Raw genomic sequence first — 24,006 nt, forward strand, 5'->3', positions numbered from 1 at the left:
TCGCGTCACGGTCACAACCCCTCGAGCCACGCGTCGATCACCTCGAACGGCACTGGGTGCAGATCGAACGCGTCGACGCCGACATGGAACTGGTGCCCGTCGGGGCCGTGGTCATGAGCGTGGATGTGGCCGTGGATCAGCGGCAGCCCGCGGTCGACGGGGCGGTGTCCGACCAGACGACCCTCGGGCTGCGTGTCTCCCCGGTAGGGATAGTGCGATGCGAGCAGGATCCGGCCGCGACGGGTTCCGTGCAGCAGCTCCGGCAGGACGGTCCACCCGGCCTCCTCGTACATCGGCCGGAACCGCTCGATCGCGCGCTGCGTCTGCGTGGCGGCCGACACCCGGTCGTGGTTGCCGGGCACGAGCAGCCGGCGGCCGTTCAGGGCCGTTGTGCGGGCGATGCTCTCGGCGATCGGGCCGAGGGCGAGGTCGCCGAGATGCAGAACCGTCGCGTCGGGCGGGACGGTCTCGTTCCACCGTCGGATGAGCTCCGCGTCCATCTCGTCGACGGTGTCGAACGGACGCCGTGCGAGTTCGCTGATGCGGACGTGCCCGAAATGCGAGTCGGAGGTGACGAAGTCGACCTCGTCGAAGTCGAAACCGACCTCGACGTCGGCGTCATCGGGTCCGGGATCGGCGGTCATGCCCCACGCTAACCCGGATCGCGCACGTTCCGGCTCAGCCGACCGGATCCGGCTCCCGGTGCTCGACGGTCCACTGCGTCAGCCGCGGTGGACCCCGGCATGGATCCATGCCGCCGGTTGCATGCGCCGGGAAAGGTGAAGGCCCTCGGTCATCGCTTGGGGACGGATGATCGAGGGCCTTTCCGTCCTTGACAGCAGACGACGATGCGCTGGGGACGCTAAATGTCAATGCCACTGGGGATGGCAAGCCTGCTCGTACTACAAGGACTTGCGGTAATGATATCCCAGAATATCCCTGCGGTGTTGCAAATCCTGTCCAGAATATCGGGATCGCCCACCCGCAGGCAAACGGGCGGCGCCCCGTGCCGGAGTGATCGGGAACGACGGAGAGGCCGGGCGCCCCCTTCTGGGGAGCGCCCGGCCTTTCGTCCCTTCGCGGTCAGGGACCGGGTTGCGGTGACTCGGGGACGGGTCAGCCGTCCGAGCCGGCCGCGGTCGTCGTCACCTTCGTGCCGGCGTCCTTGTTGGCCTTCTGCGCGTAGTCGTTCGTGAACGTCTTGGAGAGGTCGACCTTCGAGGTGTCCAGGCCCAGCTGCTTCTCCATGTCGAGGATCGTCTTCGGCCCGCCTGCAGGCATGATGCCGTCGGGCAGGAACTGGCCCTTGTCGGTGGTGAGACCGGCGACGTACTGGTCCTTCGTGATCGTCTTGTTGTTCACGTAGTCGGCGGGCAGCTTGTCGGCGATGTCGGCGGCGGAGTGCTCGTTGATCCAGTGCATCGTCGCAACGAGCGCGTTGACGACCCGCTGCGTGGCGTCCTTGTGGGCGTTCACCCACTCCGAGCGACCGAGCAGACCAGCGGCCGGCCAGGCGCCGCCGAGGGCCTTCTTCGCGCCTTCGGTGGTGGCGAGGTCGACCGTGGTGCTGGCGACGTTCTGGGTGGTCAGCGCGGTCACGGTCGGCTGCGTGGTCATCGCGCAGTCGGCGGTCCCCTGCTGCAGAGCGGCGATCGCGGTCGCACCGGCGTGCACGGCGACGGTGTGGTAGTCGGTCGGCTTGAGGCCGGCCTGGTGAGCGATGAACTGGGTGAGCTTGTCGGTGCCCGACCCGAGGTCGGTGACGCCCATGTTCTTGCCCTTGATGTCGGCGGCCGACTTCACGCCGCTCTTGTCGGTGCACATGAGGCGCTCGCCCGGCGCGCCGGACAGCTGCACGACGTCGATGACCTCCTTGCCCTTCGGCTGCAGCTCGATCGCGTGGTTGTACCAGGCGCCGGCGAAGTCGACCTGGCCGGAGATCATGGCGTCCTCGGCGCCGACGCCGCCGTCCTGCTCGGTGGAGAGCTCGACGTTCACGCCGAACTTCTTGTAGAAACCGAGCTGGTCGGCCAGCTTGTACGGGAGGTAGATCTGCTTGTCGATGCCGCCGACCATGATCTTCACGGTCTCCGGCGTGCCGTTGCTCGCCCCGGCGGTGCTGGAACCGCCGGTGGCGGTCGCTCCGCCGCTGCAGCCTGCGAGGCCGAGCGCCAGTGCTCCGGCCGCCGCGACGGCGACGATGCCGCGCTTGTTCATGTGGGTTTCCTTTCGTTGCGCCGATCGGGTCGGCGTTCCTGGTGAGGGTGTGGTGCGGGAGGGGAAGGTCAGATCGAGGACGCCTCGGACCGGGTCGGCGGGCGCCACTTCAGCACCTGCTTCTCGAGCAGCGAGATCAGGTACTCGGCGACGAGCGTGAACACGGCGATGATGACCATGCAGGCGAACACGGTGTCGGCGTCGAAGGATCCCTGCGCCTGGCTGATGATGAGGCCGATGCCCTGCTGGGCGCCGAGCACCTCGGCGACGAGAGCGCCGATAATCGCGAAGCCGAACGCGGTGTGCAGGCTCGCGATGATCCAGGTCATCGCGGACGGGATCGTCACGTGACGGGCGACCTGCAAGGGCGAGGCGCCGAGGACCCGCACGTTCGAGATCAGGTTCTGGTCCACCTCGCGCACGCCCTGGAAGGCGTTGAAGAACACGGCGAAGAACACCAGCACGGCGGCGAGGAGCACCTTGGCGGGCATCCCGAGGCCGAACGCGACGATGAAGATCGAGCCGAGCACGATGCGCGGGATCGCATTGACGATCTTGATGTACGGGCCGCACACCTCGGCGAGGTAGCGGTTGCTGCCCAGCAGGATGCCGATGACGCCGCCGGCGAGCGTGCCGACGAGGAAGCCGAGCAGAGCCTCCTGCACGGTGACCCAGAGGTTGGCCCAGATGGATCCGAACGCGGTGCCCTCGGTGAACAGGTGCACGAGGCTGTCCCAGACGCCGGTGGGCTGGCCGAAGAAGAACTTGTCGACGATCTTCAGCTCGGTGAACAGCTGCCAGCCGCCGATGACGACGACGGCGAGGCCGACCCGGCCGATCCACACCCAGGCGGTGCGGCGCCGGCGCGCGCGTCGTCCTGCGGCCTGGAGCTCCACCTCCGACTCGGGGCGGAAGAAGTTGCGCGGATCGTCGGCCGCATAGCCGAGCTTCCCGGTGATGTCCGTCTTCGGCGGAACGGAGAGCACGTCGTTCATGCCGCCACCCCCGCCGTCTTCGCATAGGCCCGGTCGACCTCGTCGCGCAGCGACTCCCAGATCTGCCCCTGCAGTTCGAGGAAGCGCTCCTCGTGCCGGATCTGCTGCACGTCACCGCGCGGCCGGGGAAGGTCGATCTCGAACACGTCCTTCACGGTGCCGGGGCTCGAGGTCATGATGACCACCCGGTCGGCGAGCGCGACGGCCTCGTCGAGGTCGTGCGTGATGAACAGCACGGAGGGCCGCAGCTCCTCCCACAGGTGCAGCAGCTCGGTCTGCATGATCGCCTTGGTCTGCACGTCCAGCGCCCCGAACGGCTCGTCCATGAGCAGGATCCGCGGCCGGTTGATGAGCGCCGCAGCCATCGCGACGCGCTTGCGCATGCCGCCGGAGAGCTGATGCGGGTAGCGGTCCTCGAAGCCGGCGAGGCCGACGCGGCGCAGCCAGTCGAGGGCGAGCGCGGTCGCCTCCTTCTTCGGCGTCCCGGTGAGGATCGGGCCGATCATGACGTTGTTCAGGACCGTCTTCCACGGGAACAACGAGTCGGCCTGGAACATGTAGCTCACGCCCTGCGTGATGCCGTCGACGATCCGTCCGCCGACGCTCACGGATCCGGCGCTCGGCCGTTCCAGCCCCGACACCTGCGCCAGGGTGGTGGACTTGCCGCAGCCGGTCGGCCCGACGATCGCGCAGAACTGCCCCGGCTCGACGGTGAGGGTCACGTCGCGGATCGCCGTGAAGGTCTCGCCCTTCGGCGTGAGGAAGCGCTTGCTCAGACCGACGATGTCGATCCGTGCGGCCTCGCCCCCGCTGCCTCCAGCGACGTGCGCCGTCGCTCGTGTGTCACTCATGTCAGACCTCTCTGTCTTACCCGCATCGGCTCCTGCGCCGTGCTGTGAAACGATGCTCGCCCCGCGGGTCCACCCCCGTCGCGCTTGCGCGCATTGCCGCCCGTTGTGCGCGTTGCCGTTCTTTTTGCGCGTTCTGCGCAGCCTTCGGGTGCCCGCCGTGGTGAGAGAATCCGATGTGATGCGACGACGGATCCGACGACTCTCGACCCTGATCCTTCTGGCTCAGGTCGGGATCCTCAGCGCCTCGCTGCTGATCGGATTCGTGCTGTTCGCGTGGACCGCACGGGCGAACCTCACCTCCGACTACCAGGCCCGGGCCGCGGACATCGCGCAGGCGTTCGCCGACGTCCCCGACGTGCAGCGCTGCCTCGCGACGCCGACCGCGGACTGCGACCCGGATCTGCAGCGCCTGGCCACCGCGACGTCGAAGCGCACCGGGGCGGCCTACGTCGTCGTCATCGACATGGACCGGGTGCGGCACTCGCACCCGGATCCGGCGCTGATCGGGCAGAAGGTGTCGGAGGACGTGGTCGCGCGGGACGGCAGGGTGCACCTCGGCACCGACATCGGATCCACCGGCACGACCGCGAACGCGCGCGTGCCCGTGTTCGGGATCGACGGCGGGACGTCCGCGAGCGATGTGATCGGCGAGGTGTCGGTCGGCATCCGCGAGTCCAGCGTCGCCGCGGAGCTGCTCGGGCAGCTGCCGCTGTACGCGGCCTGGCTCGTCCTCGCGTTCGGGATCGGCGCGATCGTGTCGTTCGGCCTCGCGAGCCTGCTCAAGCGCCGCACGTTCGGGCTCGAGCTCGACGAGATCGCCCGGCTGCTGCAGGAGCGCGAAGCGACGCTGCACGGGATCCGCGAGGGCGTCATCGCGATCGACCCGCACGGCCGCATCACCGTCGTGAACGACGAGGCGCAGCGGCTGCTGCACCTGCCCGAGGGGGCACGAGGGCGCCGACTCGACGACGTGCTCGCGGCGAGCCCGATCCGCGATGCCCTCACCGGCACGTCCGAGGTCAAGGACGCGATCGCGGTGACCGACACCGGCGTGCTCGTGCTGAACCGGATGCCGGTGACGCTCGCCGGCCGCCCGCACGGCGCCGTGCTCACGCTGCAGGACCGCACCGAGGTGACCGCGCTCACCCAGGAGCTCGACGGCGAGCGCAGCTTCGCCGAGTCGATCCGGGCGCAGCAGCACGAGTTCTCGAACCGGATGCACGCGGTCGCGGGCCTGCTCGAGCTCGGCCGCCCCGAGGAGGCGCTGCAGTACCTGAACGAGATCCGCGGCACCTCCGCCGACCTCGATCGCACGCTGCGCACGCACGTCGCCGCACCCATGATCGTCGGGCTGCTGCTCGGCAAGGCCGCGGAGGCGACCGAGCGCGGGATCGACCTCGTGATCTCCCCGGAGACGGATCTGGGACCCGCGACGGACCGGCTGCAGGCGCTCGTCACGATCCTGGGCAACCTGATCGACAACGCCTTCGACGCCCTCGCCGACTCCCCCGCCCCTCGCCGCGTCGTGGTCGAGGTCGTCGAGACGCCGCGGTCTCTCACCGTCCGCGTCTCCGACAACGGGCCGGGGGTGCCCGACGGATCGGTGCAGCGGATCTTCGAGAGCGGCTACACCACCAAGCGCGGATCCCTCACCCGGCACAGCGGGCTCGGGCTGTCGCTCGTGCACACCACGGCGCTGCGGCTCGGGGGTACCGTCACCGTGGAGAACCACGACGGGGCCGCGTTCACCGTCGTCGTCCCCCGCGGCACCGGGCATCAGCCGGTCGCCGCACCGGCAGAAGGAGGTGCGGAATGAGCGCGACGGAATCCACCGTGCTCGTCGTCGACGACGACTTCCGGGTCGCGAACGTGCACGTGGGGTTCGTGGAGGCCGTGCCGGGGTTCCGCGTGATCGGTCAGGCCGGATCCGCCGCCGAGGCGCTGCGGCAGGCGCGCGAGTTACGGCCCGACCTCGTGCTCATGGACGTGTATCTGCCCGACGGCGACGGCCTGGAGGTCGTGCGGGAGCTGCTCGCGGATCCGGATCCGCCCGCCGTGATCGTGATCTCGGCCGCGAACGACCTGGGCACCGTGCGCCGGGCCGTGCAGCTCGGCGCCCTGCACTACCTGGTCAAGCCGTTCGGATTCGCGGAGCTGTCCGCCCGCCTCACCGCGTTCCGGGACGCGCAGGAGCGGATCGCCGCGCTCGGCGCCGCCGCGACCCAGGACGACGTGAACCGCCTGTTCGATCTACTCCGCCCCGCGCCTGCAACCCCGGTCGAGGAGGGGCGGCGGCTCGCGCCGACGCTGCAGGCCGTGCGCGACGCGGTGGCCGCGAGCGGAGCGGACGCCTCTGCGCAGGAGGTCGCCACCGCGATCGGGATCAGCCGCGCCACCGCGCAGCGCGCGCTCACCCAGCTCGAGCAGTCGGGTGTGCTGCGCCTCGAGCTGCGGTACGGCAGCACCGGCAGGCCCGAGCACCGGTACGCCGTGCGGAAGCAGTGAGCGCGACAGCCCCCTGATGGCCCCGAGACCGAACCCGGCGCGCGAGACCGAGGGAATCGCGCGCGGTCTCGATGCGCAGGTTCGGTCTCGCGGACACCCGGTCGGTCAGGGACGGACGATCGGATCGCCGTCCGTCAGGATGAAGCGCAGCGCGGTGCCGGAGGACAGGACCGTGATGTCCGCCAGCGGATCGCCGTCCACCGCGATGAGGTCGGCGCGGGCGCCCTCGCGGACGACGCCGACGCGGCCGGTCTCGCCGATGATCTCGGCGCCGACGACGGTGGCGGAGCGGATGACGGAGAGCGGATCCTGCACACGGCCGCGGATCGCGAACTCCTCCAGCTGGAAGGCGAGTCCCTCGCCGTGCAGATCCGTGCCGTAGCCGATCTTCACCCCGGCGCGGTCGGCGAGCGCGAGCGACTCGAGGCCGCGTTCGAACACGTCGACGACCGCGGCGCGCTTGCCCGCGTCGAGGTGCCGGCCGGTGTGGCCCTCCACGATGGCCCAGAACGTCGCGAACGTCGGCACGTAGAACGCGCCGCGCTCGAGGAAGAGCGCCACGCACTCGTCGTCGAGGAAGTTGCCGTGCTCGATCGTGCGCACGCCCAGGCGCAGCGCCCGCGCCACGGCCTCGGCCGAGTAGACGTGCGCGCCGACGTAGCGGTGCGCCAGGTTCGCCTCATCGACCGCGGCGACGATCTCGGCCTCGGAGAACCCGAGCGAGTCGATCCGCATCTTCGAGATCACGCCGCCGGAGAGCGTCAGCTTGATGTGGTCCGCGCCGTCGCGGAGCTCCGCACGCAGCGCCCGGCGCACCTCGGCCTCGCCGTCGATGACGCGGGTCAGCGCATGCCCGCCGGTGGGCGCGAAGATCGGGCCGCCGGCCTTGAGGTGCGGCCCGGTGATGAGCCGCTCCTCGATCGAACGGCGCAGACCCGTGTCGGCGCCGCCCATGTCGCGCACGGTCGTGAAGCCGCGCAGCAGCATGCGGTGCAGCTCGCGGGCGGTGCGTGCGGCGTGGTAGCTGGGCGTCCAGGAGAGGATCTCGGTGAAATCGCCCGAGGCCTGCGTGACGTGCGCGTGTGCGTCGATCAGGCCGGGCAGCACCGTCGTTCCGGCGAGCGAGTACTCGGCGGCGCCGGGCACGCTGCGGGTCGACGTCGAGATCTCGACGATCTCGCCGTCCTGCGCGACGATCGTGCGAGGCGACGACACCTCGCCGGTCTCGACGTCGAGGATCGCCGCGTCGCGCAGGACCACCGTCGAGGGGGCGGGAGCGGATCCGGGATCGTTCCTCAGCGGCATCGCGGATCCTCTCAGACGAAGTCGACGTGCGGGATCGAGTCGAGCAGCGTCCGCGTGTACGGGTGCTCGGGGCTGTCGAAGACCCGCTCGATCGGACCCTCCTCGACGAACTGCCCGGCCTGCATGACGACCACGTCGTCGGCGACGTGCCGCACGACGGAGAGGTCGTGCGAGACGAACAGATAGGACAGGTCGAGGTCCTTCTGCAGGTCGTCGAGCAGGTTCAGGATCTGCGCCTGGATCGACACGTCGAGCGCCGACACCGGCTCGTCGAGCACGAGCACCTTCGGGTTCAGGGCGAGCGCCCGGGCGATGCCGACGCGCTGCCGCTGACCGCCGGAGAACTCCCCCGGCCGCCGTGCCGCCATCTCGGCGCTCACGCCGACCCGGTCGAGCAGCTCGTCGATCGCCTTGCGGTCGTAGGTGCCGGTGATCCGCAAGGGCTCGGCGACGATCTCGTGCACGGTCATCCGCGGGTCGAGGGCCGAGTACGGGTCCTGGAACACCATCTGCATCCGACCGCCGAACTGACGGCGCTGCCGCGGCGGGATCCGGGTGATGTCCTGTCCGAAGGCGCGGATCGTGCCCGATGCGACCGGGCTGAGCCCGAACAGCGACCGGATCAGGGTCGACTTGCCGCAGCCGGACTCGCCCACGAGACCGAGCGTGCGGCCCGCGGTGAGCGTGAGGCTCACGCCCTTCACGGCCTGCACTCCGCGGCCGCGGCGGATGGCGCCGCGACGACCGTAGGTGACGTGCAGGTCGGTGACCTCGATCAGCGGTTCGGCGTTGAGAACGTCCGACATCATGCCTCCGATCCGACGGACTCGACGGGCTCGACGGGTGCGGCCTTGCCCACCTCGTCGGCGAAGTGGCACGCGGAGCGCGAGCCGTTGGGCCGCAGTTCGAGCGTCGGGCGCACGTCGACGCAGATCGAGCGTCCGCGGGACAGCTCGCAGCGCGGCGCGAACGCGCAGCCCGAGGGCCGGGACCGCGGGGAGGGCGGGTTGCCCGGGATCGCATAGGCGCGCTCGTCCCGTTCGGTGAGCTGGCTCTTCAGCAGGCCCTGCGTGTAGGGGTGGGTCGGCGACAGGAAGATGTCGCGCGTCGTACCCGACTCCACGATCCGGCCGGAGTACATGATGAGCATGCGCGACGCGTTCTGCGCGGCGAGGCCGAGGTCGTGCGTGATGAGGATGAGCGCGGACGACAGCTCGGCGCGCGCCTTCTCCAGCGTCTTCATGACCTGCGCCTGCACGGTCACGTCGAGCGCGGTCGTCGGCTCGTCGGCGATGAGCAGCGCGGGGTCGTTCGCCATCGCCATCGCGATCACGGCGCGCTGGCGCATGCCGCCCGACCACTCGTGCGGGTAGGCGTGGGCGCGCTTCGCGGCCTCCTTCACGCCGACCCGGCCGAGGAGGTCGTGCACGCGTTCCTTGGCCTCGGCGTGCGACACCTTCTGGTGCAGCCGAATCGCCTCGGCGAGCTGCGATCCGATCCGGCGCAGCGGGTTGAGCGCGGTCATCGGATCCTGGAAGATCATGCCCATGTCGCGGCCGCGGATCTCGCGCATCTCCCGCTCGCGCAGGCCGACGATGTCCTTGCCGCGCCACCTGATGGATCCCTCGGCGACCTCGAGGCCGTACGGCAGCAGGCCCATCACGGCGAGCATGGTGAGGCTCTTGCCGGATCCGGACTCCCCGACGATGCCGACGACCTCGCCGTCGTTCACGGTGAACGACACGTCGTCGATGAGGCGGACCGTGTGCCCGTCCGGGCCGGTGGTGGTGACGACGAGCCCCTGGACCTCCAGGAGCGGGGGCGTCTCGATCATCTCTGCAGGCATGTCACCGCACCTTCCGGAGGGGCTGGGTGCTCTCCGCCGTGAACCGCTGGCTGAAGAAAGTCGTGCCGCCGACGACGAGGAAGATCGCGAGACCCGGCAGGATCACCTGCCACGGCGAGAGGCGCATGTACTTCTGCCCCTCGAGCACGAGCCCGCCCCAGGTCGGCTCGGGCGGCTGGATGCCGAGGCCGAGGTAGTCGAGGCCGGCCTGCAGCAGGATCACGGTGGCGATGCTGGTCACCGCGACGATGAACATCTGCGGGAGCACGTGCGGCAGGATGTGCGTGCGGATGATCCGCAGCGACGAGGCGCCGAGCATCCGCGGGGCCATCACGAAGTCGCGGCCCCGCAGCGAGAGCGCGGTCGCGCGGGCCAGGCGGGCGAAGCTCATCCAGTGCGTGAGTCCGAGCACGAGGATCATCAGCAGCGCGCTCGGTCCGAAGATCGCCGACAGCGCGATCAGCAGCAGCACGGCCGGCAGCGCCAGGCTGACGTCGGTGACGAGGGCGATCACGTTGTCCGCCCAGCCGCCGAAGAACCCGGCGAGCAGGCCCAGCACCGTGCCGACGAAGAAGTTCACGAACACGATCGCGGCGGTGATGAGCAGCGTGGTCTGGCCGCCCGCGGCGACCCGGCTGAGCAGGTCGCGGCCCACGACGTCGGTGCCGAGCGGGTGCTTCGGGTCGATGAACGGCCCGAGGCGGGCGTGTGCGAGGTCCTGGCTGAGGGGGTCGAAGCCCGGCCAGAAGTGCGCGCCGATGATGGCGAGGATCACGAGCAGCACGATGGCGCCGCCGAGGGTCGAGAGCCAGCGCCCCTGCCGGCGGCTGAGCCGCGGACGGCGGCGCACCGGGGCGCCCACCTGGGCCATTGCCACTGTGTCGGTCATGCGAGTTTCACTCTCGGATCGATGAGCGAGTAGAGGAGGTCGACCACGACGTTGACGACCACGAAGAGGAGCACCACGACGAGCAGGCCCGCCTGCACGACCGCGAAGTCGCGCTGGCTGACCGCGCTGATCAGCGCGACGCCCATGCCGGGCCAGGCGAACACCTGCTCGACGATGATCGTGCCGCCGAGGAGGCTCGCGAGGTTGAGGCCGGCGACGGTGAGGATCGGCAGGAACGCGTTCGGCAGCATCTCCGTCGCGACCACGGCCGCGTGGCTCTTGCCGCGCGCGTAGGCGGTGCGCACGTACTCGGCGGTGGTCTGCTCGCTGAGAGCCGAGTCCAGCAGGCGCACGTACAGCACGAACTGGGCCGTCGCGATCGTCGCCACCGGGAGGACGAACGAGGGCAGGCCGGTGTAGCCGAGGCTCGGCAGCCAGCCGAGGGCGACCGCGAAGATCAGCACCAGCAGCACGCCGAAGAAGAAGTCCGGCACGGACGAGCGCAGCGCGCCGCCCCACACGAACATCGCCCGCAGCGTGTGGCTTCCGGTGATGTGGATGAGCACGGCGGCGACGACCGCGAGCACGAGACCGATCGTGAACGAGGTCAGCGCGAGCGTGGTCGTGGCGGGCAGGCGCTCGAGGATGATCCCGATCGCCGTCTGGCTGGGATTGCGGTACGAGACGCCGAAGTCGCCGTGCAGGAGCCCGGCCAGGTAGCGGACGTACTGCACGCCGAGCGGGTCGTTGAACCCGAGCTTGCCGTTCAGGGCGTCGATCTGCTGCGCGGTCGCGCCCTCGGTGAGGATCAGCGCGGCCGGCTTGCCGGAGGCGCGTCCCAGCACGAAGGCGATCGTCACGGCGACGAACAGTGTGACGACCGCCTGCAGGATGCGGCGGATGACGTAAGACATGGGATCTCCAGGGGGATGAGATCAGTGCGGGGACCCGAGGGAGGGAGCAGGCCCCCGCACCGACGTCACTTGCCCGAGCGGCCGACCTCGGCGGCTCGGTAGATGCCGTCGACCGCCGGAGACCAGTCGATCGTGTTCACCGAAGCGTACGTGTTGGTGTTCTGCCAGAGGGGGACGTTCGACACGTTGGTCGCGTTCCACTGCCAGATCCCCTTGAACACGTCGGTGCGCTTGTCGGCCTTGGCCGCCTGCTGGTCGAGATAGGCCTTCGCCATCTCGGGGCTGCGCGCGTAGTCCTCCGGACCGCCGGCGAGGAGCTGGCTGACGACGACGTCGCCGTCCATGCTCGAGGGCGCCCAGGCGTTCAGGTAGAGGCCCGTGATCTGGTGGTTGGCCAGGCTCAGGCTGAGGCTGGACTGCTCGGATCCGACCAGCTTGATGTTCAAGCCGGCCTTGCCGAGGTCCGCCGCGATCGCCTGCGCGACCTCGGGGTCGGTCGGGGATCCGCCGGTGCTCGCGTACTGCAGCGTGATCTGCTCGCCGTTGTAGCCGGAGTCGGCGACGAGCTTCTTCGCGGCGGAGAGGTCGTACTTCGGCACCGGGAAGCCGTCGACGTAGCCGGCGACGCCCTTGGCCACGATCTCGCCGGTGGGGGTGGCGTAGCCGTTGAGCAGGTTCTTGACGATGGAGTTGCGGTCGATCGCGAGCGGGAGGGCCTGGCGCAGCTTGAGGTTGGACAGCGCGCCGGCGGTGGTGTTCACGCCGATGAACGCGACCTGGTTGGATGCGGCCTCGACGACCTTGGCGTTCGCGGCGCCCTTGAACACGGGCACCTGGCTGGCCGGGATGATCGCGGTGTCGAGCGTGCCCGACTCGACGCCCGTGACGCGGGCGTCCGGCGCGCCGACGAACGAGAACGTGATGTCCTTGATCTTGGCCTTGGTGCCCCAGTAGGAGTCGTTGCGGGTGACCTTGTAGTCCACGCCGTGGTCCCAGGCGACGAACTTGTACGGGCCGGTGCCGACCGGCGCGGTCGGGAACTTGTCCGGACCCTCGGCCTCGTACACCTTCTCCGGGACGATGCCGATCGTGGCGACCTGGTTGAGCCAGGCGCTGAACGGGTTCTTCAGGGTGAACACGACGGTGTTGGCGTCCGTCGCCTCGACCTTGTCGACCATGGCGATGGCCACGCGGTTGGTCGACTTCGCGCTCGCGAGGATCTTGTTGTACGTGTAGACGATGTCCGACGCCTTCATGTCGGATCCGTCCTGGAACTTCACGCCCTTGCGGATCGTGAAGGTCCACACGTCCTGGGTGGCGTTCGACTTCCACTCGGTCGCGAGGCCGGGCTGGATCTTGCCCTTGGAGTCGATGCGGGTGAGGCCGTCGAACACGGCGTAGTACATGTTCCACGCCGAGATCGACCGCATCATGATCGGATCGATGTTGGCCGGCTCGGTCGGCATGGCGAGGGTCGCGGTGCCGTTGCTGACGGATCCGCCTCCGCCGCTGCCGCTCGTGCTCGACGGGGTGGCGTTGCCCATGCAGCCGGCCAGCAGGACGGAGCTGACGGTGAGCGCGACGCCGAGCGCCGCAAGGCGTCCACGATGCTGTGTCTTCGTTGACATTCCTGGTTTCCTTTCGTCCGTCACTGAGCTTTGGTGGGGGCCTTGGCGCGTGCGGGAAACTGATCGGGTAGCAGAAGTAGTGTGTAATACATTACCTCTGCTACCCGATAATGGTATACAAATTTCTCGATGTCAAGGGATTCGCCCCTCGGCATCGGAGCCTCTCAGGAGGCGATCAGGACGCCCATCTGCGGCATGTCCGGAACGGCGATCTCGTCGAGTTCGAGCGAGTCCAGGTCGACGATCGCGAGGCCGTTCCACGGGCCGCGGCTGGTGGATCCGCCGGTGAGGATCGCCTTGCGCCGGCCGTCCGGGGCGTCCAGCCACTCGATGACGTTCTCGTGCCCCTTCTCGAGCGGCAGCAGGGTCTCCTCGCCCGAGGCGATGTCGCGGATCGTCAGGCTCGGGCCCTTGGTCGCGCCGCCGATCGGGCCGACGCCGACCACCATCAGGCGGCCGTCCGTGGTGAGGCCCACGCCGTGCTGGTGCGAGTCGCCGGTCATCGGCTGCGTCTCGTAGGTGCGGGTCTCCGGCGAGTACACGACGAGGCCCTGGCCCTGGTAGGGCAGGTAGAGCGTGCCGTCCTCGGCGACCGCGGCGTAGTGCGGCTTGTAGTGCGACATCAGGCCGCCCTCGGTGCCGAACGGCGCGATCTCGGTGCTCGTCACGACGTGCTCCGGGACGGTGATCGTGTTCAGGGTGAACGAGTCGTGGTCGATCGTGTAGACCTCGTGGCCGGACGGCGAGATCTGCACGTCGAACGGGCGCAGGCCCACCTCGAATGAGTCGGTGAACGCGCCGGTCGCGGTGTCGAAGCGCTCCACGGTCGAGTTCAGGCCGGTGCGGGTGATCGCGACGTAGACGGCGGATCCGTCCGGGGTGACGACGACGCCCGTGCCGCCGGGGCGCTCCTCGCCGTACTCGATCACGGAGGGCTGCGCCTGGAACGGGACGAGCGCGAGGCGCTCGCGCGAGTCGAGGTCGACGACCGCGAGGCCCACGGCCGTGCTGACGTAGGCGCGGCGGGACGCGTCGTGCACCGCGACGGCCCAGGGGGCCGCGCCGACGACGGTCTCGGACTGCACCGGGGCGTCGGGGCTGGTCAGATCGACGAACGCGATCTTGTCGCCGTGGCTCTCCGTGACGACGAAGACCGTGCCGTGGCCGGGTCGGGTGGTGCTGGTCACCATGTGTACTCGCTTCCTCGGGGGGTCCCCCCGGATCGACTCGGCTCCGGCGAGCTGCGGAGCGACGGGAGGATCCCGGAACGGAAGATGCAGCGCCGCATGCCGTCGGCGACGGACTTCTGCCCGTCGGTTCGAGTGGTTTCCAAAATGGTATGCCAATTTCGCGCCGGTATACAACGACGCCCACCCCGTCCCCACCGCACCCGCCCACCCGCCCCGTCCCCACCGCACCCGCCCGCCCGCCCGGATCCGCGATCTGGCCGCGAAACCGAACCTGGGTTGCGAGACCGAGGGATTCACACGGGGTCTCGCGACGCAGGTTCGGTCTCGCGGCCAGGGGGGTAGATGAAGAGGGTGCCCGCTCGGGGTCGAGCGGGCACCCTCCGGTCGATCGGGCGAGTGGCTACTGCACCCAGCCGGCGCGGGGGCTGCCCCAGCCGGTCTCGGTGTCCCACCCGGCGCCGACGGTCAGCGTCGTCGTCGCGCCGTTGAACGTGCGCACCGAGTAGGTGTAGCCGCCCGTGGCGTCGACGCCGTTGACGTAGTCGACGCGGATCGCACCCTTGTCGATGTCCGCGCCGGTCACGTCGTGCATGCCCTTGCCGTGCGTGCTGTAGATCACCGGGTTCAGCAGCCCGAGGCCGGTGCCGCCGTTCGCCTGGATCTTCAGCGCGGTGATGCCCGCGAACAGCGGCGAGGCGAGGCTCGTGCCGCCGATCCGGTAGGTGTCGTACGCGGCCTTGCCCGTGAAGGTCTGCGTCTGGCCGACCAGCATGCCCGTGGTCGGGTCGCCGTCCATCGAGACGTCCGGCACCGCGCGCCCGCCGTTCGGGCTGCTGATCCCGGCCGCCGTCTGGTACGCCGGCTCCGGGATGTTCGACGAGTATCCGCCGCCGCCGCCATAGAGGAACGAGGTGCTCAGAGTCCAGGCGCCGCCCTTCAGCACGTACTTCGAGGTCTGCCACCCGGTCTCGCCGGTGACGCCGGCATCCGTGATCGCGGTGGAGGTGCCGCCGACAGCCGTGACGAACGGGTCGGACGCGGGGTAGTCCGTCTGCGGGGAGCCGACCGCGGCCGCCTCGTCTCCCGCGTCGCCGCTGGAGAAGACGTAGCTGATGCCCTGGGTGGCGCCCTGCAGGAACGCCGTCTCATAGGCGAGGAACAACGCCGGCTTCACGACGTCGCCGACCCCGCCCCAGGAGTTGGTGACGATGCTCGCGACGTTCTCGTCGTTGATCTGCGTGAACGTGTCGAGCAGGTCCGCGTCCAGGCAGCTCTTCGCCCCGTAATAGCGGATGTTCGCGGCGGGGGCCATCGCGTGCACGGCCTCGACGTCGAGGGTCTGCTCGCCGTACCAGCCGGGCATGCTGCACTGGTGACCCGACTTGGTGCTGTTCACGTTCGTGAAGGCGTTGGGCAGGTTCTCCGAGAACTGCCCCGGCGCGAACGGCTGGTCTCCGTTGTCGGACGCGTACCTGTTGGCGTCGGCCTCGAGGGTCGGCGAGACGTACGCGTCGGTGATCGCGACCGTGACGCCCTTGCCGTCGAAGCCGCCGGTCAGGCCCGCCTCGTAGGCGTTGCGCAGCTGCGGGCCGGTGTACCCGCACGGCGAGTACGGCAGGCTGGAGCCGTCGAACTTCGGGAGCAGGGTGCCGTCGGGCGTCGGCAGGTTCTGCGGCGTCGCGGAACCGTAGGTCTTGCCGCAGATCGGCGGGTTGCGGAACCCGGCGTCCGGCGGGGCCGGCTTCTGGGTCTTCGGGTCGACGTAGGACGGGGTGGTGTCGAGGCCGTCGACGGCGATGACCGTCCCGGCGAGCGCGGCCGGCGTCGTCGCCGCGCCGTCGGGCGCCTGCACCGTGAGCCCGTCGTGCGTGTAGGTCGAGATCGTGACGCCGAACGCCTTGTTCGCGTTGCCGACGCCGCCGGTCACGTCGATGTAGCGGTGGCTCGCGCCGACCGTGGTCTTGAGGCCCGCGCCCTGCAGCCAGCCGGTCACCGCGTCGACCGTGGACTGGGTGGCGTCGAACTTCGCGTGGTACTGGTCCGCCGAGAGGAACTGACGGTATTGCGCGGATCCGGGCGTCGACACCGCCGTGGCGAGGGCGGAGAGGGCGTCCATCCCGCCCTGCGGGGCGAGGTACACGCGCGCGCTCACCGCGCCGCTGGCGGGGCCCACCTTGCTGCCGTGGCTGAGCCAACCGGGTGTGGAGTTCGGGATCGGGGAGTCGGGCGGCGGGGCGGCGTAGGCCGCGCCGGTCCCTCCGAGGGCTGCGACGACGGTGGCGACGACGGCGAGCGAAACGCCGAGGACTCTTTTGCGCATCCGGGATCTCCAGACATTCGGTTGACGGCCCTCGGCGGTCGCCGGTGACCGATGGAAACGCTAATCCTCCGCAACCGGCGGCGCGAGAGGTATCGGCGCGCCTCGCCCCGGCTCACAGCAGGCCCATCGGATTCTCCCAGCCGGCGCATTTCCGTCGGGGTTCCGCCGGACGGACAGCCCCGGTGCCGCCCTCGCGAACGACGGTGCGCCGCGCGGGAAGAGGATCCCGCGCGGCGCACCGCCGTTCCGTGAGGAGAGCGACCGGCTACTTCCCGGTACCCCCGAGGTAGGCCGCCCACGGGTAGAACGTGTAGTCGAACGCGGCGGGAGCACCCGTGATCCGCTTGCCGAGCCACACGTCGTTGGTGAGGTCGATGCCCGGGAACATCGGGGTCATCTCGTCGTGCAGCTTCTTCTCGATGTCGACCACGATCTTGGCGCGCGCCTTGTCGTCCTTCTCGGCGATCGCCGTGCCGTACAGGTCGTCGATCCCGGCGTACTTGGACTGGTTGAACGACGCCCCGGTGACCGCGGTCAGGCCGAGCCAGTCCAGCGGGTTCGGGATGTTCGGCCAGAACTGCGTGTACAGCAGGTCGGTGTTTCCGCGCGTCGCGGGGTCGTAGAGGTAGTTCGAGTACCCGGTCGCCGGGACGACGTTGAGCTTGAAGGTCAGCCCGATCTTGTCCGCGGCCGCCTTGATCGCCAGACCCAGCTGCTGCGTCTCTGCCTGCTGCGGCACGACGAGGCTGATCTCCTTGGACTTGACGTCGGCGGGCACGCCCGCGAGGAGCTTCTTGGCCGCGTCGATCTGGGCGGTGCCGTCGGTCTTGACGGTGTCGGCGTAGGCGTTCAGCTCGTCCTTGGCGAAGCCGTAGACCGCGCGGACCGTCTGCAGCGCGCTGGGCGTGCCCTGGCCGCCGTAGACCGTCGTGCCGATGCCCTTCCAGTCGATCGCCATCTGCAGCGCCTTGCGCACGTCGGCGTTGCCCATCGCGCCCGTGGTGTTCGCGACGACGAGCGTGACCTCGAGCGGAGCCGGGCCGTTGAACACCTTGCCGGCCGGGGAGGCCTTGAGCTGCGGGAGCCCGGCCGTCGGCGGGTTGTAGGTGCCGTCGATCTGCCCGGACAGCAGGCCCGAGGTGATCGCCGAGTCGTCGGTGAGGAACGTGAAGTCGATGTTCTTCACCTTGAGCGGCAGGTCCTTGTTCCAGTAGGCGTCGTTGCGGGTGACGCTCACCGACTGCCCCTGGGTCCACTTCACGAACTTGTACGGCCCGGTGCACATGAGGCCGACGGCCGGGGTGCCGACCTTGTCGCCGTTCGTCTCGTAGAACTTCTGCTGCACGACGACGCCGGCGTAGCTGGCGAGCTCTTCGTTGAAGAGGTAGTCGGGCGTCTTCAGCTTGACCGTCACCTGGTGGTCGCCGGTCTTCGAGATCGTGTCGACGCTGCCGAACAGGTAGCCGTAGAAGGCCGTCTTGTCGGTCATCGAGTGCTGCAGGCTCCACACCACGTCGTCGGCGGTCATCGGCGAGCCGTCCCAGAACTTCACGTCGTCGCGCAGGTCGTAGACCCAGGTGAGCGGATCCGGGTTCGAGAACGCCTTCGCCAGGTTCGGCTTGATCTGGAAGTCGGGGGTCTGCGCGAGCAGGTTCTCGCACATGTTCGAGTTGATCATGTTCGGCGTGTAGTCGGCGCCGTGGTACGGGTCGATGGTCTGCGGCTCGCCCTGGAAGACGTTCCACGAGATCTTGTCGACCTCGGCGGTGCCCTTCGGGGTGAGGGTGGTCAGCTGCGATCCGGGGGAGGCGGCCGGGCCGGTGTGCGCGCCGCCGGAGCAGCCTGCCAGGGTGAGGGCGAGCGCGGTGGCGGTCGCGACGACCGTCAGCCGGGCGCGCGTGCGTGTGATGTGCATGGGGGTGGTGCTCCTGTTCATCGTCGAGCAGTGGTTATCGGGTCGAGCGGTGGTCATCGGGTGCTGGAGGCGGGTTCCCAGCCTTCGCGCGGCACGGAGTCGCGCAGCAGCCGGGTGTAGGGGTGCTGAGGATCGTCGAGGACGTCGGGGGTGGGTCCGTGCTCGACGACGGCGCCGTGGCGCATGACGATCGTGTCGTCGGTGATCTGCCGGATCACCGCGAGGTCGTGGCTGATGAACACGTAGCTCACGCCGCGGCTCTCGCGGATGTCCGACAGGAGATTGAGGATCTGCGCCTGGATCGACACGTCCAGCGCCGAGACGGCCTCGTCGAGGATGAGGATCTCGGGCTCGGCGGCGAGGGCGCGGGCGATCGCGACGCGCTGCCGCTGGCCGCCGGAGAGGGACCGGGGCAGCGCGTTCAGCTGGCGCTCGTCGAGCCCGACGAGGTCGGCGAGCTCGCGCACGCGCCGGGCCGTCTCATCGCGGCCGAGGTGGAAGTGCGCGCGCACGACCTCGGCGAGGCAGTCCCCGACGCGCTGGCGCCGGTCGAGCGAGGTGTACGGGTCCTGGAACACGATCTGGATGCTCCTGCCGCGCTCGCGCAGCCGCCGGGCGCTGCGGGAGGGCACGGTGCGGTCCTCGCCGCGGAACAGGATCCGCCCCGCGGACGGCCGCTCCAGGCCGATGATCATCCGGGCGGTCGTGGTCTTGCCCGATCCCGATTCCCCCACGATGCCGAGGGATCCGCCGGCGTGCAACGCGAAGCTCACGTCCTGCACGGCCACGGCCTGCGCCCGGCCCCGGCCGAACGTCTTGGACAGATGCTCGACGACGAGCAGCGGTTCGTTCATCGGGCGACCTCCTCGGCGATGGCGGCGTCCGGCCCGGGCGCGGGCTGCAGCAGGGTCCCGCGCAGCTCGTCGGCGCGCACGCAGCGCGTCTGGCCGGCCTCGCCGATCTGCAGCAGCTCGGGCACGCCGGCGCGGCACCGGTCCTGGGCGAACCGGCAGCGCGGGGCGAACGCGCAGCCGTCCGGGGCCTCGTAGGCCGTGGTGGGGTGGCCGGGGATCGCGGGCAGCCGCACGGCGCGGCGGTCGATCTCCGGGCGGGCCTGCAGGAGGGCGGCGGTGTACGGGTGCAGCGGATCGCGGTGCAGCTGAGTCGAGCGCTGCCGCTCCATGACCTGCCCGGCGTACAGCACGATCGTCTCGTCGCACACGGCGCCGGCGAGTTCGAGGTCGTGCGTGATGAAGAGCATCGCCATGCCGTGCTCGCGCTGCATCCGGCGCAGGATCGCCATCACCTCGGCCTGCGTGGTCACGTCGAGGGCCGTGGTGGGCTCGTCGGCGAGGATCAGCCGCGGGCGGGCCGCGACGGCGGCCGCGATCATGACCCGCTGGAGCAGCCCGCCGCTGAGCTCGTGCGGGTACTGCCGCATGCGGCGTTCCGGATCCGAGATCCCGACCGCGTCGAGCAGCTCGACGGCGCGCTGGGCGGCCGCGGCCTTCGGCATGCGCTCGTTCGTGCGCATGGCCTCGGTGAGGAAGTCGCCGATCCGGCGGACCGGGTTCGTGTAGGCGCGGGCGTCCTGGAAGATCATCGCCACGTCGCGGGCCCGGTAGGCCCGCAGCGCCTCCGCGCGCAGGTCGAACACGGCGGATCCGTCGAAGTCCACCCGGCCGGACACCTCGGCGCCGTCGGGCAGCAGCCGGGCGATCGTACGCACCGTCATCGACTTGCCGGATCCGGACTCGCCGACGAGGCCGAGCGTGCGCCCCTCCTCGATCTCGAACGCGACGTCGCGGAGGACCGTGCGCAGCTCGCCGGCGACGGGCAGGCCGACGGTGAGGTCCTCGACCCGCAGCAGCGGCGTGGACGCGGTCATGCGCGGGCCTCCGAACGCTCGGTGAGACGGTCGCCCAGCACGTTCACAGCGGCGACGGTGATGACGATGAGCACGCTCGCGTAGAGCGCCTCCTGCGGCTGTCCCTGCAGCACGCCGGCCATGCCGGTGCCGACCATGGCGCCCCAGTCGGCGGTCGGCGGCTGCACGCCGAGGCCGATGAAGGAGAGACCGGCGAGGTCCATGAGCGCGAAGCCGAACGCGAGGGTCGCGTTGGCGACGATGAGCCCCGATACGTTCGGCAGGATGTGCCGCAGCGAGATCCACCAGCCGTACAGGCCCTGCACGCGCAGCGCGGCGATGTACGGCAGCGAGCGCTCCCGCAGGGCGGCGCTGCGCACGATCCGGGCGATGTACGGGATGTACGCGATCGACAGTGCGACGACGGCGGCGGTGAGGCCGGATCCGAACAGCGCGGTGGCGAGGATCGCGAGCAGCAGGCCGGGGAACGCGAACACGGCGTCGATGACCCGGACGACGGCCTGGTCGAACCAGCCGCCGAACCAGACGGCGGTGAGCGCGAGCGCGGTGCCGAGGATCGTGGAGAGCACGACGACCAGGAACGGCCCGATGAGCGCGGTCTGGGATCCGGCGATCAGACGGGAGAGCAGGTCGCGCCCGCTCGCGTCGGTGCCGAGCAGGTGCGTCGCGGAGGAGCCCTGGTAGGCGCCGGACAGATCGACGGCGTTCGGATCCTGCGGGGAGATCACTGGGGCGAGCAGCGCGATCAGCACGATCGCGGCGAGCGCGCCGACGGACACCCAGCCCGAGGCGGAGATCGAGCCGGGGCGGCGGATCCGGCGCGCGGGGCGCGTGGTCGGCCGGCCGGCGGCGGTGACGGCGGTCATGAGTCCTTCTTTCCCAGCGGCACGCGTGGATCGAGCAGCGTGTAGGCGAGGTCGATGAGGGTGTTCAGCACGATGAAGGTCGCGACGTAGACGAGGCAGATCGCCTGCACGACCGGGAAGTCCTTCTGCTGCACGGAGCTGACGAGGAACTGGCCGAGGCCGCCGAGCTGGAAGACCTGCTCGACGACGACGCTGCCCGCGATGAGGCCGGCGATCGTGAGGCCGGCGGCGGTGAGCACGGGCATCGCGGCGTTGCGGATGACGTGGCGACCGACGACGAACCGGCGCGGGAGCCCGCGGCTGATGGCCGTCTGCACGTGGTCGCTGGAGAGCTCGGAGCGAATCGCGGCCTGCGTCATCCGGGCGACGAAGGCGACGGAGGCGAGGGCGAGCGAGACCGCGGGGAGCACCGAGTGGTACACCGCGTCGCCACCCGGATCGCCGGCCCCGAACACCGGGAACCAGCCGAGGTCCACCGCGAACACGATGATGAACACCACCGCGGCGACGAACGTGGGCACGGCCATGGCGGCGGTCGCCGCGACCATCGTGGAGCGCGACAGCCAGCCCGGCTTGAGCCCGGCGAACGCGCCGAGCAGAAGGCCCACGACGAGCACGATCACGGCGGCCATCACCACGAGCAGCGCGGTGGCCGGGGCGCGGGCTCCGATCAGGGTCGACACGGGCTGGTTGTAGATGATCGACCTGCCGAAGTCGCCGTGCAGCACGCCGGCGAGCCAGCGCAGATACTGCAGCCAGACGGGGTCGTCGAGGTGGTACTCCAGACGCAGCGCCGCGATCGCGTCGGCGCTCATGGTGCGGCCGTGCGTGAGGAACGTGATCGGGTCGCCCGGGGCGGCGTAGAGGGCGCCGAACACGACGAGGCTCGCGACGAACAGGGTGGCGAGCAGGCCCAGGATCCGCCCGGCGACGAAGCGGAAGACACCCCATCCGGGCCCGCGGCGGGTGGCGACCTGCTGGGCCGCGACGACGGTGGTCTCGCTCACGACGCCACCTCCGCGAGGAGGGCTCCCCCGGGTGCGGCGTTGGGTGCAGCGGCAGCCGCGGCGCGGTGCACCGTGCGGCCGCCGACGACCGTGCGCACGACGCGCGCCTCGAGCAGCTCGTCCACCGGGCGCGTGAAGACGTCGCGGTCGAGCACGATGAAGTCGGCGTGCAGGCCGATCGCGAGGCGGCCGTGCGACTGCTCGGAGCGGCTCGCCCAGGCGGCGTCGCGGGTGGCATGCCGGATCGCGTCCGCGAGCGGCAGCGCGTACCGCGCGACGTTCGCCGGCAGCGACGGATCGAACGCCGAGCGCCGGGTCGCGGCGATGAACATGTTGGGCAGCGGGGCGTGCGGCGATGTCGGCGAGTCCGTGCCGAACACCAGCCGCGCGCCGGCCTCGGTCATCTCGGGCCATGGGAAGCCGCGGTCGGCACGCGCGTCGCCGAGCATCCGGCGCCAGTTCTCCAGGTGCGCGGGGTCCGCGTGCACGGGCTGCATGCTCGCGACGATCCCGAGCGCGGCGAGGCGCTCGATGTCCGCGGTCTCGACGACCTCGAGGTGCTCGATCCTGTGGCGGCGCTCGCGCGGTCCGTTGACCGCCACGGCGTGCTCGACCGCGCCGATCGCGATCCGCACGGCCTCGTCGCCGATCGCGTGCATCGCGACCTGCAGGCCGGCGGCATCGGCGGCCGCGACCACGGGGGCGAGCTCGGCGAGGCTCCAGACCGGGTCGGCGTTCGAGCCGTCGGCGTAGGGCCGGCCGAGCGTCGCGGTGCAGCCGTCGACGGTGCCGTCGACGATGACCTTGATCCCGGTGACGCGCAGGAACGGCGTCGCCTGCGCGGCCGCGAGCGCGGCGGCGTGGGCGACCTGGGCGAGGTTCTCGGCCTCGTCGCCGGTCGGCGTCACGCGCCAGAACCCGGCGATGCGGGTGGTCAGCGTTCCCGCGGCGTCGGCGCGGCGCATGGTCTCGTAGTCGTCCGGCCCGAGGGCCATGTCGGTGCTGCCGGTGACGCCGGTCTCGGCGTAGCCCGCGAGCACGGCGCGGAGGGCGGCGTCGCGGTCCGCCGCGGTGGTGAACCCGTCCAGCACGGGCCAGACCAGACGGTGCATCGCGGTCTCGTCGACATAACCGGTGGCGTGGCGGTCCGCGTCGCGGTGCACGGTGCCACCGGGCGGCGATGCGGTGGCGTCATCGATGCCGACCTCGGCGAGCGCGGCGGTGTTCAGCCAGATGGAGTGGAAGTCGTAGGTCTGCGCGTAGACGGGGCGCTCCGCCACGACCGCGTCGAGCATCGCGCGGTGCGCGGTGCCGCCGGGGAGGTCGCCGTGCTTCCACCCGGTCGCGTGGATCCGCGGGGCGTCGGGGTGCTCCTCGGCCCAGGCGGCGATGCGCCTCTGGATCTCCTCGAGCGAGCCCGCACCCCACAGGTCGACCTGCTCGGCGGCCTCGCCCGTGCCGACGATGTGCGCGTGCCCGTCGACGAAGCCGGGGAGCACGGTCGCGCCGTCCAGGTCGTGGATCCGGGCGTCGGATCCGGCCACCCGCTCGGCGGTGGCATCGTCGCCGACGTAGGCGATCCGGTCGCCCTCGACGACCAGGGCCTCGGCCCAGGGGCGCCGGTCGGCGGTGAAGATCCGCGCGTTGCGGTACAGATCGGTGGACATCGT

20 protein-coding genes are annotated in these 24,006 nt (G+C 70.4%); 2 read left to right on the plus strand and 18 right to left on the minus strand.

Annotated elements, in window-relative coordinates; translation table 11 throughout:
* Positions 1-11: 11 nt before the first annotated feature.
* The 4 genes from RBR11_RS14875 to RBR11_RS14890 form a co-directional block, all read right to left on the minus strand.
* The gene (locus RBR11_RS14875) at positions 12-644 is read right to left on the minus strand and encodes a hypothetical protein (protein ID WP_308490153.1); all 633 of its coding nucleotides are present in this window, start codon (positions 642-644) and stop codon (positions 12-14) included.
* A 472-nt stretch (positions 645-1,116) separates the two neighbouring features.
* On the minus strand, positions 1,117-2,217 hold the full coding sequence (locus tag RBR11_RS14880; RefSeq protein WP_308490154.1) for an ABC transporter substrate-binding protein: 1,101 nt from the start codon (positions 2,215-2,217) through the stop codon (positions 1,117-1,119).
* A 68-nt stretch (positions 2,218-2,285) separates the two neighbouring features.
* On the minus strand, positions 2,286-3,212 hold the full coding sequence (locus RBR11_RS14885; RefSeq protein WP_308490155.1) for an ABC transporter permease: 927 nt from the start codon (positions 3,210-3,212) through the stop codon (positions 2,286-2,288).
* On the minus strand, positions 3,209-4,063 hold the full coding sequence (locus RBR11_RS14890; protein WP_308490156.1) for an ABC transporter ATP-binding protein: 855 nt from the start codon (positions 4,061-4,063) through the stop codon (positions 3,209-3,211). The genes RBR11_RS14885 and RBR11_RS14890 overlap by 4 nt, the downstream gene beginning before the upstream one ends.
* Before the next feature lie 178 nt (positions 4,064-4,241).
* Between RBR11_RS14890 and RBR11_RS14895 the strand changes: the two genes are divergently transcribed.
* Both RBR11_RS14895 and RBR11_RS14900 read left to right on the plus strand, forming a co-directional pair.
* Complete coding sequence (locus RBR11_RS14895; protein ID WP_308490157.1) at positions 4,242-5,879, plus strand: ATP-binding protein; 1,638 nt, start codon at positions 4,242-4,244, stop codon at positions 5,877-5,879.
* Positions 5,876-6,568 (plus strand): response regulator, encoded by a 693-nt coding sequence (locus RBR11_RS14900; RefSeq protein ID WP_308490158.1) that lies wholly within the window; start codon positions 5,876-5,878, stop codon positions 6,566-6,568. Before RBR11_RS14895 ends, RBR11_RS14900 begins: the two co-directional genes overlap by 4 nt.
* 105 nt (positions 6,569-6,673) lie before the next feature.
* Here the strand turns inward: RBR11_RS14900 and RBR11_RS14905 are convergent, their stop codons facing one another.
* The 14 genes from RBR11_RS14905 to RBR11_RS14970 all read right to left on the minus strand — a co-directional run bounded on the left by RBR11_RS14905 (position 6,674) and on the right by RBR11_RS14970 (position 24,003).
* Entirely contained in the window at positions 6,674-7,873 is a 1,200-nt protein-coding gene (locus RBR11_RS14905; RefSeq protein ID WP_308490159.1) for a metal-dependent hydrolase family protein, read from the minus strand.
* A gap of 11 nt (positions 7,874-7,884) precedes the next feature.
* Complete coding sequence (locus RBR11_RS14910; RefSeq protein WP_308490160.1) at positions 7,885-8,682, minus strand: ATP-binding cassette domain-containing protein; 798 nt, start codon at positions 8,680-8,682, stop codon at positions 7,885-7,887.
* Positions 8,679-9,719, minus strand: a complete 1,041-nt coding sequence (locus RBR11_RS14915; RefSeq protein ID WP_308490161.1) for an ABC transporter ATP-binding protein — start codon at positions 9,717-9,719, stop codon at positions 8,679-8,681. Before RBR11_RS14915 ends, RBR11_RS14910 begins: the two co-directional genes overlap by 4 nt.
* 1 nt (position 9,720) lies before the next feature.
* On the minus strand, positions 9,721-10,608 hold the full coding sequence (locus RBR11_RS14920) for an ABC transporter permease (RefSeq protein WP_308490162.1): 888 nt from the start codon (positions 10,606-10,608) through the stop codon (positions 9,721-9,723).
* Positions 10,605-11,522, minus strand: coding sequence for an ABC transporter permease (locus RBR11_RS14925; protein WP_308490163.1), 918 nt, complete (start codon positions 11,520-11,522; stop codon positions 10,605-10,607). Before RBR11_RS14925 ends, RBR11_RS14920 begins: the two co-directional genes overlap by 4 nt.
* A 65-nt stretch (positions 11,523-11,587) precedes the next feature.
* Positions 11,588-13,150: an ABC transporter substrate-binding protein gene (locus RBR11_RS14930; RefSeq protein ID WP_308490164.1), complete on the minus strand. Its 1,563-nt coding sequence runs from the start codon at positions 13,148-13,150 to the stop codon at positions 11,588-11,590.
* A gap of 164 nt (positions 13,151-13,314) precedes the next feature.
* Positions 13,315-14,340 carry a YncE family protein gene (locus RBR11_RS14935; RefSeq protein ID WP_308490165.1) on the minus strand — a complete coding sequence of 342 codons (1,026 nt, stop codon included), beginning with the start codon at positions 14,338-14,340 and terminating at the stop codon, positions 13,315-13,317.
* A gap of 400 nt (positions 14,341-14,740) precedes the next feature.
* Positions 14,741-16,660 (minus strand): S53 family peptidase, encoded by a 1,920-nt coding sequence (locus RBR11_RS14940; protein WP_308490166.1) that lies wholly within the window; start codon positions 16,658-16,660, stop codon positions 14,741-14,743.
* A gap of 265 nt (positions 16,661-16,925) precedes the next feature.
* Positions 16,926-18,575 carry an ABC transporter substrate-binding protein gene (locus RBR11_RS14945; protein ID WP_308490167.1) on the minus strand — a complete coding sequence of 550 codons (1,650 nt, stop codon included), beginning with the start codon at positions 18,573-18,575 and terminating at the stop codon, positions 16,926-16,928.
* A gap of 53 nt (positions 18,576-18,628) precedes the next feature.
* Positions 18,629-19,429, minus strand: a complete 801-nt coding sequence (locus RBR11_RS14950; RefSeq protein ID WP_308490168.1) for an ABC transporter ATP-binding protein — start codon at positions 19,427-19,429, stop codon at positions 18,629-18,631.
* Entirely contained in the window at positions 19,426-20,463 is a 1,038-nt protein-coding gene (locus tag RBR11_RS14955; RefSeq protein WP_308490169.1) for an ABC transporter ATP-binding protein, read from the minus strand. The genes RBR11_RS14950 and RBR11_RS14955 overlap by 4 nt, the downstream gene beginning before the upstream one ends.
* On the minus strand, positions 20,460-21,329 hold the full coding sequence (locus RBR11_RS14960; RefSeq protein ID WP_308490170.1) for an ABC transporter permease: 870 nt from the start codon (positions 21,327-21,329) through the stop codon (positions 20,460-20,462). Before RBR11_RS14960 ends, RBR11_RS14955 begins: the two co-directional genes overlap by 4 nt.
* Positions 21,326-22,336, minus strand: a complete 1,011-nt coding sequence (locus tag RBR11_RS14965; protein ID WP_308490171.1) for an ABC transporter permease — start codon at positions 22,334-22,336, stop codon at positions 21,326-21,328. The genes RBR11_RS14960 and RBR11_RS14965 overlap by 4 nt, the downstream gene beginning before the upstream one ends.
* Positions 22,333-24,003: an amidohydrolase gene (locus tag RBR11_RS14970; RefSeq protein ID WP_308490172.1), complete on the minus strand. Its 1,671-nt coding sequence runs from the start codon at positions 24,001-24,003 to the stop codon at positions 22,333-22,335. Before RBR11_RS14970 ends, RBR11_RS14965 begins: the two co-directional genes overlap by 4 nt.
* Between the last annotated feature and the right edge of the window lie 3 nt (positions 24,004-24,006).

It is taken from the genome of Microbacterium capsulatum, assembly GCF_030865425.1.
Lineage (GTDB): Bacteria > Actinomycetota > Actinomycetes > Actinomycetales > Microbacteriaceae > Microbacterium > Microbacterium capsulatum.

Bases quoted from the DNA above. Each gene is read 5' to 3' on its own strand.
- RBR11_RS14875 (WP_308490153.1), bottom strand. From the start codon at position 644: ATGACCGCCGATCCCGGACCCGATGACGCCGACGTCGAGGTCGGTTTC.
- RBR11_RS14880 (WP_308490154.1), bottom strand. From the start codon at position 2,217: ATGAACAAGCGCGGCATCGTCGCCGTCGCGGCGGCCGGAGCACTGGCG.
- RBR11_RS14885 (WP_308490155.1), bottom strand. From the start codon at position 3,212: ATGAACGACGTGCTCTCCGTTCCGCCGAAGACGGACATCACCGGGAAG.
- RBR11_RS14890 (WP_308490156.1), bottom strand. From the start codon at position 4,063: ATGAGTGACACACGAGCGACGGCGCACGTCGCTGGAGGCAGCGGGGGC.
- RBR11_RS14895 (WP_308490157.1), top strand. From the start codon at position 4,242: ATGCGACGACGGATCCGACGACTCTCGACCCTGATCCTTCTGGCTCAG.
- RBR11_RS14900 (WP_308490158.1), top strand. From the start codon at position 5,876: ATGAGCGCGACGGAATCCACCGTGCTCGTCGTCGACGACGACTTCCGG.
- RBR11_RS14905 (WP_308490159.1), bottom strand. From the start codon at position 7,873: ATGCCGCTGAGGAACGATCCCGGATCCGCTCCCGCCCCCTCGACGGTG.
- RBR11_RS14910 (WP_308490160.1), bottom strand. From the start codon at position 8,682: ATGATGTCGGACGTTCTCAACGCCGAACCGCTGATCGAGGTCACCGAC.
- RBR11_RS14915 (WP_308490161.1), bottom strand. From the start codon at position 9,719: ATGCCTGCAGAGATGATCGAGACGCCCCCGCTCCTGGAGGTCCAGGGG.
- RBR11_RS14920 (WP_308490162.1), bottom strand. From the start codon at position 10,608: ATGACCGACACAGTGGCAATGGCCCAGGTGGGCGCCCCGGTGCGCCGC.
- RBR11_RS14925 (WP_308490163.1), bottom strand. From the start codon at position 11,522: ATGTCTTACGTCATCCGCCGCATCCTGCAGGCGGTCGTCACACTGTTC.
- RBR11_RS14930 (WP_308490164.1), bottom strand. From the start codon at position 13,150: ATGTCAACGAAGACACAGCATCGTGGACGCCTTGCGGCGCTCGGCGTC.
- RBR11_RS14935 (WP_308490165.1), bottom strand. From the start codon at position 14,340: ATGGTGACCAGCACCACCCGACCCGGCCACGGCACGGTCTTCGTCGTC.
- RBR11_RS14940 (WP_308490166.1), bottom strand. From the start codon at position 16,660: ATGCGCAAAAGAGTCCTCGGCGTTTCGCTCGCCGTCGTCGCCACCGTC.
- RBR11_RS14945 (WP_308490167.1), bottom strand. From the start codon at position 18,575: ATGCACATCACACGCACGCGCGCCCGGCTGACGGTCGTCGCGACCGCC.
- RBR11_RS14950 (WP_308490168.1), bottom strand. From the start codon at position 19,429: ATGAACGAACCGCTGCTCGTCGTCGAGCATCTGTCCAAGACGTTCGGC.
- RBR11_RS14955 (WP_308490169.1), bottom strand. From the start codon at position 20,463: ATGACCGCGTCCACGCCGCTGCTGCGGGTCGAGGACCTCACCGTCGGC.
- RBR11_RS14960 (WP_308490170.1), bottom strand. From the start codon at position 21,329: ATGACCGCCGTCACCGCCGCCGGCCGGCCGACCACGCGCCCCGCGCGC.
- RBR11_RS14970 (WP_308490172.1), bottom strand. From the start codon at position 24,003: ATGTCCACCGATCTGTACCGCAACGCGCGGATCTTCACCGCCGACCGG.